This window comes from Arthrobacter gandavensis, assembly GCF_039528575.1.
GTDB lineage: Bacteria > Actinomycetota > Actinomycetes > Actinomycetales > Micrococcaceae > Arthrobacter_B > Arthrobacter_B citreus_B.
The window spans coordinates 102,347-112,341 of sequence record NZ_BAAALV010000004.1; the positions used below are offsets into that span (position 1 = coordinate 102,347).

A 9,995-nucleotide genomic window follows, 5' to 3' on the forward strand; every position below is an offset into this window, starting at 1 on the left:
TTCTGCTGAGCCCTGCCTAGGCTGCGGAGAAATCCTTCGCATTGGCCAGCACGGGGAGGCGTTCGCGGACCTGGGCCACGACGGCGGGATCCAGGTCGAATACGGCCAGTCCCGGAGCATCGGCGAGGGAAACCAGGGTTTCACCCAAGGGCGAGATGACGGCGCTGTGTCCGACGCCGGTGGGGGCGGTCCCTTCCCGGGGGCGGCCAAGCGAGGCGGGATCCCCCTGGCCGCAGGCAAGGACATAGGTGGTGCTGTCTAGGGCGCGTGCACGGACAAGGAGGTCCCACTGCTCGGACTTTCCGGGACCGGCACCCCATGAGGCGCAGACAATGTTCACGTCTGCACCGGCGCGCGCGTTGGCGGTGAAGAGCGCGGGAAAACGAACGTCGTAGCAGGTTGCCAGTCCAAACGTCATGCCGCCGAGGCTGAAGGTCACGGGGGAGTCGCCGCCGTCCACTGCGTCCGATTCGGCGAAGCCGAAGGCATCGAAGAGGTGGATCTTGTCATAGGAGGCTTCGGCGCCGGGGCCGGTGACCAGAAGGGTGTTGCGGACCCGGCCCCCGTTTCCCGGGGTGAACATGCCGGCCACGATGGTGATCCCGAGGTCTGCGGCGATTCGGCGCACCGTGGACGCCCAAGGCCCGTCCAGCGGCTCGGCGACGGGCTCGAGGGGATTCCCGAACGCGCACATGGCAGCTTCCGGGAAGACAACGAGCTCAGCACCGGCAGCCTTGGCCCGGCCCGCGTAGTCACGGACAAGGTCAAGGTTGGAGGACGGATCGGAACTGCTGATAACTTGGGCAAGCGCGATGCGCATGGGATTCCCCTTTCCTTGTTGTATACATAATGTATGCCTAAAACCACGGGGACAGCTGCGTCCAGCCGCGAAAAAGCCTTTTCCTATCTCCGGGAGAACATCCTGGTTGACCCTGCACGCCAGGGTACGTTCCTCAACGAGCAGGAACTGGCAGCTGAAATCGGCGTCTCCCGGACCCCGGTGCGTGAAGCCCTGCTCCTGCTTGTGGCGGACGGGCTGGTAGAGCTGATTCCGCAGCGGGGCGCGTATGTTCCCGCAGTGACCGGCAGGCAGATTTCCGAACTCATGGAGCTGCGCGGAGTCCTGGAACGCCATGCTGCGGCCCATACCATCGGTGCCGGCATCGTCCCCGGCGAGGCGATGGAGGCTACCCTGCAGGAGCAGGCCGGGCTCCCGGACCTGCTAGACGCAGCCAGCGCCCGCGAGTTTATCCGGCTCGACGCCGCCTTCCACCAGCTCCTTGTAGACGCAGTGGGAAACGAACTGATTTCCCGCACTTACGCCAAGCTCCATGTACGCCAGGTCCTCGTTGGAGTTGAAGCACTGTTCCGCACCTCCGGCCGCCGCCGGCAGGTGTGCGGTGAGCACCAGGAGATTCTCGACGCGCTGGTGGCAGGGGACACCGACGCGGCGCAGGAGGCCATCAGCCGCCACCTGGACGTGACGCTGGGCCTCCTGCTGCGCGGCTAGACCTTTTCGGTCTCGAGCAGGGTGCGGTATTCCTCGTCTTCGGTGCTGTGGGGGTCGCGTCCGAGTGCGAGGCCAATCAGGGTGAGGATTCCAGCCGCGCCAACGTAGGCGGCAACCGGTACCCAGCTGCCGAACTCGCTGAGCAGGAGCGTGAACATCAGCGGCGCGATAGCCCCGCCGATTACCCCGGCAAACGTGTAGGCGAGCGAGCTGCCGGTGGAACGGAGGCGCGGCGAGAACTGTTCAACGACGAACGCGGCCTGCGGGCCGTACATGAACGAGTGGCAGGTCAGGCCGAGGACGATTCCGATCGTCAGGACCAGCTGGTTGTTGCTGCCCAGGACGCCGAAGAAAATGAAAGTCCACGCCGCCCCCAGGACCGCAGCTGCCGCGTAGACCAGCCGCCGGTTGATGCGGTCTGAGACCGCCCCTGCCAGCGGAATAGTGATGAGCTGGAAAGCGGAGCCGACCAGGACGGCGGTGAGTACCTGGTTGCGTTCGTAACCGAGGAACTGGATGCCGTAGGTCAGGGTGAAGACGGTGAAGAGTGCGTAGAGCACATCGGGTCCGACGCGGCTCAGGATGGCTGCAATGAGGGGCCTCAGCTGGGTGGTCAGGACTTCCTTGACGGGTGCCTGAGGGCGGTCTCCGTGGGCTTCGATCGCCTTGAAGACGGGTGTGTCTTCCAGCTTGAGGCGGATCCAGAGCCCGAAGCCAACAAGGACGGCGGAGAACAGGAAGGCGATGCGCCAGCCGTAGCTGATGAACGCGTCCTCGGACATGGCCACCGTGAGGATGGCCAGGGCGCCGTTGGCCATCAGGTTGCCTGCAGGCGGCCCTACCTGGGCTGCCGAGGCCCAGAATCCTCGCTTCTTCGGATCTCCGTATTCACTGGAGAGCAGGACGGCGCCGCCCCATTCCCCGCCCACGCCCACGCCCTGGGCGAACCTCAGCAGCACCAGGATGAGGGGTGCCGCAATGCCGATGGTGGCATAGCCGGGGAGGATTCCGATCAGCACCGTGGCAACGCCGATGATCATCAGCGTGGCTACCAGCACCTTCTTCCTGCCGATGCGGTCGCCCAGGCGGCCGAAGATGATTCCTCCAACCGGGCGGGACACGTAACCCACGGCGTAGGTGGAGAACGCCAGGATGGTTCCCGTCAGCGGATCCGACGACGGGAAGAAAATGATGGGAAAGACGACTGCCGCTGCCGCTGAATAGACCGCGAAGTCGTACCACTCGAGAGCCGTCCCCGTAAGGCTGGCTGCGAAGGCCTTGTAAAGGCCTGCTGGCCGGTTCGGCGGGGATGTTTGCGGCGGCTGGCCGGCGCCGGGTGCGGGGCTGGTTGTCACGGTGTTGGACCTCCGGGGTATGGACGGGAGTGATGCAAGCCACTTGGATGAACGATGTATACATTACGCATACTTCATGTAGATTGGCGAGGGTTTCCATTTCCGGTTTGTAAAATCTCTCTTCCGAAGGGCCACATCATGACAACGCTGAACTTTGAACTTCCGGACGGCACCACGGTTGCCGTTGACGTAAAGCACCTGCTCAACGCCGGTTACGCAGGCCGGGAACAGGACGAAGTCCAGGCCCACATCAAGGAACTGGCAGAGCTTGGCGTGCCCGGCCCCTCGGTAACTCCCGCGCTTTACCCGGTTTCCCCGTACCTTGCCCAGCAGGTCGAGGAAGTCAGTGTGCAGCATGGCAAGACTTCCGGCGAAGCTGAATGGGCACTGGTCATCTCCGACGCCGGAACCCTGCTCACCGTGGCCTGCGACCACACGGACCGCGACCTTGAAGTCCACGGCGTGGCCTGGAGCAAGAATGCCAGCCCCGACGTCCTCGGCCGCAGGGCCTGGCGGCTGGACGACGTGCGGGACCACCTGGACGAGATCACGCTGAAAGCCTGGGTCGGTGCCGGCGAGGACCCGGACACGCTGATCCAGGACAGTTCCCTGGCAGCCCTGCTGACGCCCGACTACTGGCTGGACATCCTGGCGGAGCGCGGCCTGGACAAGCCCGGAACGGTCCTGATCTCCGGCACCGTGGCCATGCTGCACGGAGTGGACCAGTTTGCCCGAAGCTGGAAGGTTGAAATGGCCGACCCCGTAACCGGCGAGGCCCTCTCGCTGAGCTACGGCGTGCGCCGGATGGCCGAACCCATCGGCTAACTGCCGCAGTCAGGGCACGGCTCGAAGCACCACCTGCACGGCCGTGCCCGGACATCTCGGCGTCGACATCTCGGCGCCCGCGAAAGTGCGCCCGCGAAAGTGCGCCCGCGTCATGCACCGCGCTGCCGCACGCCGGACTGGCAGGATGGGCACATGGCCAAACCGTTTACCCTGGTGCAGCTGCGCTACTTCTCGGCGGTGGCAGCGGCAGAGAGCATGACTGCGGCGTCCCGGGAACTCAATGTCACCCAGTCTGCGCTCTCTGCCGCGATCTCGCAGCTGGAGAAAGACCTCGACGTCCAGCTCTTTATCCGCGGACGGCAGCGGGGAATGCGGCTGACCGCGGCTGGCCGGCAGTTCGCCAAGGACCTGGCACCCTTCCTGGAAGAAGCCGATGCACTCTATGAAGCGGCGCGCGGCTACTCGGACGCACTCACGGGTGAACTGCGTGTGGGAGTCTTTGCTCCGCTGGCACCCTTCCGTGCCCCGGTGATCCTGCAGGCCTTCGAAACGGCCCACCCGGAAGTGCAGATTTCTTTCCTGGAAGGAGACCAGGAATACCTCCGGCGCTCATTGCTGGATGGCGAGTGCGAACTGGCGCTGATGTACGGTCTGGGGCTGGACGAAGGCTTCACCACCAAGGTGGTGGAGCGGATAACTGCCCATGTGCTCGTGGCGGAAAGCCATCCCCTGGCCGCCAGCCCGGACGGTGAAGTATCACTGGCGCAGCTCGCAGACGAACCGATGATCCTGCTTGACCTGCCGCACACCCGTGAGTACTTCATGAGCCTGTTTGCCGCCGCCGGCGTCCGCCCGAAGATCCGCCACCGTGCCTCGGGCTATGAAACCGTGCGGTCCTTCGTTGGACGGGGGCACGGCTATTCGGTGCTGAACCAGCGGCTGCACCATGACCAGACCTATGCCGGAGGCCGGGTTGTTCCGCTTCGGCTCACCGATGATGTTCCCGGAATCGAAGTCATGCTGGTTCGGCCGGCCGGGGTTCGCCCCACCCGCCGGGCCCTGGCTTTTGAGGCGGTGTGCGGGCGGCTGTACGGCGCAGATCGCTGATCCTCGCATCGACGAAATCGATCACACGCTTCATAAACATCAACTGGACATCTGTGACGCAGGTCACCAGAGTGGACCCATCATCATCTCTGCCCTGCCGGCAGCACGCCGCCCCATCCCCGCAACGACGCGGAGAACACGGCTGCTGACCGGCGCCGATCCCCAGGAGTGCAGTTGAACAGTTCAGAACCACGTTTCCGCGGCATTACACAATCCGCGCAGACCGGACCGGCAGCGGGAAACACTGCCGACACAACCTCCAGCCAGACGTTACGTTCCGGAAACCGCGGGCAACGGAGCCTAAACCCGGTTTGCGTACGGTGGCTTTCATGACTACGAACGAAGTGACTCCGCACGACACCAGTGTCCAGTCCGCTCCGGCGGAAGGTGCCAAGCCCCGCATTACAGGCATGCAGAAGCGTGTCCTGGCCGGCGGCAGCGTTGGCCAGTTCATCGAGTTCTACGACTTCGCCCTCTACGGCCTCTCAGCCGTGGTCCTTTCCCAGCTCTTCTTCCCCAGCGAAAGCGCCTTCATCGGGCTGCTGTCCACTTTTGCCACGTTCGGCGTCGCCTTCCTGATCAGGCCGCTGGGCGGACTATTCTTCGGTGCCCTGGGCGACAAGATCGGCCGGCGCAGGGTCCTCTACATCACGCTTGTCTCCATTGGTGCGGCGACTGCAGCCATCGGACTGCTGCCGACCTACGCCACCATTGGTGCGCTGGCTCCGGCCCTGCTGGTGCTTTGCCGGCTGGTGCAGGGCTTCTCGGCCGGCGGTGAATCGGTGGGTGCGCCGTCGTTCGTCTTTGAACACGCACCGGCGAACCGCCGCGGCTTCTGGCTCAACATCACCCTCGCAGCCACCGCGCTGCCCTCCGTGGTGGCCGGAACGCTGATCCTGATCCTCAGCCAGTCCATGAGCGACGCCGACTTCCAGAGCTGGGGATGGCGCATCCCGTTCCTGCTGGCACTGCCGCTGTCCCTCTTCGGCCTGTGGATCCGCGCCAAGACCGAGGAAAGCGAAGTCTTCAAGGCAGTCCTGGCCAAAAACCAGACCAAGGAATACAGCCCCATCCGCGAGACCTTCCGCACCAACAAGGTCCGTATGCTGCAGGTCATCTTCGTCATGGGCCTCACGGCAATGGGCTTCTACTTCCTTTCCGGGTACTTCGTCTCCTACGTCCAGACCACCGGCAACCTCAGCCGTGACCAGTCGCTGCTCGCCAACGCCGCAGCCATGGCGTTCTACGCACTGCTCCTGCCGCTGGGCGGAATCATCGGCGACCGGGTTGGCCGCAAGCCCATGCTGATTGCCGGTTCGGCAGCACTGGCCGTCTTCGCGGTTCCCTGCTTCATGCTGGTGACCAGCGGCGTGCTGGGACTGGCCATCCTGGGCCAGCTGCTCTTCGTCATGCCGCTCTGCATCTACGGCGGCGGCTGCTACACGTTCTTCGTGGAAATCTTCACCACCAAGACCCGCTTCACCTCCGCAGCCATCAGCTACAACGTTGCCTATGCCATCTTTGGCGGGACCGCCCCGTTCGTGGGCACCGCACTGGTAGCCGCGACGGACGTGGCGTACTCGCCGGGCTTCTACATGAGTGCTGCAGCCGTGATCGTGCTGCTGCTGCTCACCCTCACCAAAGTGCCGGAAACCCGCGGCCGCATGGGCTAGCGCCGCTCGGTACAGCCGCACGGATCAAGCCCGCCTGAATCAAAGGAAAGAAACCATGACTTCATCCCAGGCCTTCCTGAAGGATTTCCACGACGTCGCCGCCATTGGCGCCACCGAAGCCAACGGCGTCGACCGGCAAGCAGCCACCGCTGAAGACAAGCTGACCAGGGACTGGTTTGCCGCCTACGCCGAGGCCCGCGGCTGGGAGGTGCGTGTGGACAGCATCGGCAACATGTTCGCGCTGATCGAGCTGGTTCCCGGCGCACCGTACGTGCTGGTTGGCTCGCACCTGGACAGCCAGCCGCTGGGCGGCCGGTTCGACGGCGCGTACGGCGTGATCGCCGGCCTGCACGCCGCCTCCCGGATCACCGAGCGCCTTCAGTCCGGCGCTGGAACTCCGGTCTTCAACCTGGCGGTTGTGAACTGGTTCAACGAGGAAGGCGGGCGGTTCGCCCCGTCCATCATGGGCAGTTCCGTGTTTGCCGGGCTCATGGATGAAGCAGCCATGCTGGAGGTCCGTGACCTTGCCGGGGTTTCCGTCCGGGACGCCCTGTCCGGAATCGGCTACCTCGGCACGGATGAGCGGCCGGAAGTGGCCAGCTACGCGGAAATCCACATTGAGCAGGGCCGCATCCTGGAACGCGAGCAGCTGCCGCTCGGCGCCGTCGACTATTCCTGGTACACCCAGAAACTGGACATCGAGGTGCTCGGCGAACAGTCGCACACCGGCGCCACTGCCATGGCAGACCGCCACGATGCCCTGGTGGCGGCGTCCAAGGTGGTGCTGCTGGTCCACGACGTGACGAAGAAGTTCGCCGAAGAAGCACTGGTGTCCTCGGTGGGCCGGATGACCCTGGAACCGAACTCGCCGATCGTCGTCGCCCGCCGGGTCCACCTGGTGGCGGACCTGCGCTCGGCATCACCGGAAATCGTCAGCGAAGCCCGCGCATCCCTGCTCGCCGACATCGACGCCATTGCCCGGGAACACGACATCACCATCAACGTGAACGACTTCGATATCCGCGGCATCCAGTACTACCCCGAGGAAGGGCTGGAGCTGGCGGAGAAGGTTGCCGCTGAGCTGGGGCTGGGGATCCGCCGGATCCAGACCATGGCCGGGCACGATTCGGTGGCGCTGAACCGCATTGCGCCCACCGTCATGCTCTTCATTCCCTCCGTGGACGGGGTCTCTCACTGTGAGCGCGAGTTCACCAAGGACGAGGACATGGTTGCCGGACTGGAAGCGCTCACCGAAGTCGGCTGGAAGCTCGTGCACGGTGCCATGACGGACCAGGCCACGGGTCCGGCAGCATGAGCACACCGGCCACCGGCGAAGACCTGTCCGCACGCCCGGCAGGGGAGGCGCCGCTGCACTACCTGGACGCCGTCACTTCGCTGGAGCATTTCCGCTCCGGCACCCTCTCGCCCGTGGAACTGCTGACCGCCGTAGCGGAGCGCGCGGACACTGCGAACCAGGCCGTGAACGCCTTCACTGAAACGCTGTTCGACGACGCCATGGTGCAGGCGAGGGAAGCCGAAGCGGCGTATCTGCGCGGAAGTGCCGGCCAGCGGCCGCTGCTGGGACTGCCCGTGGCGACCAAGGAGAAGCACGCCCTGGCCGGGCGCAGCTTCTCCCAGGGACTGCTTGCCCAGGCCGCTACCGTAGCCGCGGCCGACCATCCCGTGGTGGAGCGCATCCGTGCTGCCGGGGGAATAATGCACGCCCGCACCACGTCACCGGAGTTCAGCTGCGCTACGGTGACGCACAGCCCCATGTGGGGCGTCACGCGCAATCCGTGGAACCTGGACCGCTCACCCGGCGGGTCCTCCGGCGGAGCGGGAGCTGCACTGGCCGCCGGCCTGGCGCCGCTGGCAACGGCGTCGGACATCGCGGGGTCCACCCGGCTTCCGGCGGCCTTCACCGGGACCGTGGGGTACAAGGCCCCCTATGGCAGGATTCCCGGGTTGGCTCCGCTGTCCGCCGACTGGTACCGCGGAGACGGACCCATGGCGCGTACCGTTGCGGACACCGCGCTGCTGGCCAACGTGATGTCCGGCCGGCACCCGGGGGACCACGCCTCCTTCGGCGGGCCGGGCACGCTGCCGCTGGGCTATCCCGACGCCGGAAACGCAGCCGGGCTGCGCGTGGCACTCTGCCTGCGGCTGGGGGACTATCCGCTGGACACTGCAGTCGAAGCCAACACCCGTGCCGTTGCCGCCGCACTGCAGGCAGCCGGAGCCGTGGTGGAAGAAGTGGAACTCCCATGGACCACCGCCGGTATCCGGGACACAATCTTCACCCACTTTGGCCACATCCTGGGGCCGGCCATGGAGGAAGCCACAGCCGGGACCGAAGACTCGCTGGCCGCCTACACCCGCCGGTTCATGGCAGACGCCCGGGCGGCTGCGCAGCGCAGCACCCTGGTTGAAGGGCTGGCGGCGGAGGCGAAGATCCAGTCGGAGCTGGCAACGGCAATGGCCGGTTTCGATGTGCTGCTCTGCCCCACTTCGGGAGCGGGATCACTGGCCGCGGATGCCGATTACCTTGACGGCATCGAGGTGGCTGGAACCCGGCTGCAGCACTACTGGGAAGGGCACCTGACCGCACCGTTCAACATCGCCAACCGCTGCCCGGTCCTGGCCGTGCCCTCCGGGTTCGGAGCCGACGGCGTCCCCACCGGTGTGCAGGTGGTGGGCCACCCGTTTGCGGAGGAGTCCGTCTTCCGTGTGGGTGCTGCCATCGAGGTGCTTCGCCCCTGGGCGGGACGGTACCCGCAGCTGTAACGCGGCGCAGGCCCCGCCCCGCACTGCTCAGCCGTGCCGCACCCCGTGCCCGGCCAGCACCGCACGGTAGCCTTCCCGGAACGTCGGGTAGGTGAATCCGAATCCGGTGGAACGCAGCCGGGCGTTGGACAGGCGGCGGTTTCCGCCGCGGGATGAGGACGACGGCGCGGCCGGTCCCAGCTCGGTGCCGAGTTCCCCGGCCAGGAACCGGAGCACCTCGCGCTGTTCCACGGGCTCGTCGTCCACCCCCAGATACAGCGGAGCGGGCTCGGCGACCGCGGTAGTAAGGTGCACGATCGCCGCGGCGGCATCATCCCGGTGGATCCGGTTGGTCAGCTGGCCGGTGCCCGGATCAGGTGCCCCGGCACGGACCTGGTCGATCAGCCGCGTGCGTCCGGGTCCGTAAATCCCCGCCAGGCGCAGCACCATGGCGTCCGGCCGGCGGGCATGCAGCAGGTCCTCGGCTTCGCGGATGACGGCGCCGGTCACCGACGCGGGTGCCGTGGGGGAATCTTCATCCAGCCAGCCGCCGCCGGCGTCGCCGTAGACCGCAGTGGAGGACACGAAGAGGATCCGGCGCGGATGCACGCCGTCGCGCTCCAGGGCATCCAGCACATTGGCGGTACCGTCCACGTAGGCGGACCGGTACGCAGCCTCGGAACGTTCCCCGGCGGCCGTTGAAATCACGACGACTTCGGTATCCGCGGGGACGGGAGGCAGCGAGCCGGTCAGGTCGGCAGCCTGGCCGGTGAGGGGAGCGGGAATCTTCTCGGGCGAACG

At 66.0% G+C, this 9,995-nt stretch carries 9 protein-coding genes; 6 read left to right on the forward strand and 3 right to left on the reverse strand.

Annotated features, from left to right (window positions below):
• Positions 1-16: 16 nt before the first annotated feature.
• Positions 17-820, reverse strand: a complete 804-nt coding sequence (locus tag ABFX29_RS11795) for a carbon-nitrogen hydrolase family protein (protein WP_152229334.1) — start codon at positions 818-820, stop codon at positions 17-19.
• 33 nt (positions 821-853) lie between these two features.
• On the opposite strand from ABFX29_RS11795, the gene ABFX29_RS11800 reads away from it, so the two are divergent.
• Entirely contained in the window at positions 854-1,510 is a 657-nt protein-coding gene (locus ABFX29_RS11800) for a GntR family transcriptional regulator (protein WP_152229333.1), read from the forward strand.
• On the opposite strand, the gene ABFX29_RS11805 is transcribed toward ABFX29_RS11800, so the two are convergent.
• Entirely contained in the window at positions 1,507-2,865 is a 1,359-nt protein-coding gene (locus ABFX29_RS11805; RefSeq protein WP_152229332.1) for an MFS transporter, read from the reverse strand. The two genes, ABFX29_RS11800 and ABFX29_RS11805, sit on opposite strands and share 4 nt — an antisense overlap.
• Positions 2,866-3,003: 138 nt before the next feature.
• On the opposite strand from ABFX29_RS11805, the gene ABFX29_RS11810 reads away from it, so the two are divergent.
• From ABFX29_RS11810 to ABFX29_RS11830, 5 genes are all read left to right on the forward strand, one after another.
• On the forward strand, positions 3,004-3,690 hold the full coding sequence (locus ABFX29_RS11810; protein ID WP_152229331.1) for a DUF2848 domain-containing protein: 687 nt from the start codon (positions 3,004-3,006) through the stop codon (positions 3,688-3,690).
• 153 nt (positions 3,691-3,843) lie between these two features.
• Positions 3,844-4,758 carry a LysR family transcriptional regulator gene (locus ABFX29_RS11815; RefSeq protein WP_152229330.1) on the forward strand — a complete coding sequence of 305 codons (915 nt, stop codon included), beginning with the start codon at positions 3,844-3,846 and terminating at the stop codon, positions 4,756-4,758.
• A gap of 329 nt (positions 4,759-5,087) precedes the next feature.
• Positions 5,088-6,431, forward strand: a complete 1,344-nt coding sequence (locus ABFX29_RS11820) for an MFS transporter (protein WP_152229329.1) — start codon at positions 5,088-5,090, stop codon at positions 6,429-6,431.
• Positions 6,432-6,486: 55 nt separating this feature from the next.
• Positions 6,487-7,746 (forward strand): M20 family metallo-hydrolase, encoded by a 1,260-nt coding sequence (locus ABFX29_RS11825; RefSeq protein ID WP_152229328.1) that lies wholly within the window; start codon positions 6,487-6,489, stop codon positions 7,744-7,746.
• On the forward strand, positions 7,743-9,215 hold the full coding sequence (locus ABFX29_RS11830; RefSeq protein WP_152229327.1) for an amidase: 1,473 nt from the start codon (positions 7,743-7,745) through the stop codon (positions 9,213-9,215). Before ABFX29_RS11825 ends, ABFX29_RS11830 begins: the two co-directional genes overlap by 4 nt.
• A 27-nt stretch (positions 9,216-9,242) precedes the next feature.
• On the opposite strand, the gene ABFX29_RS11835 is transcribed toward ABFX29_RS11830, so the two are convergent.
• Positions 9,243-9,995, reverse strand: a 753-nt coding sequence (locus tag ABFX29_RS11835) for an NAD-dependent epimerase/dehydratase family protein (protein WP_346038493.1), incomplete at its 5' end; no start/stop codon positions are given.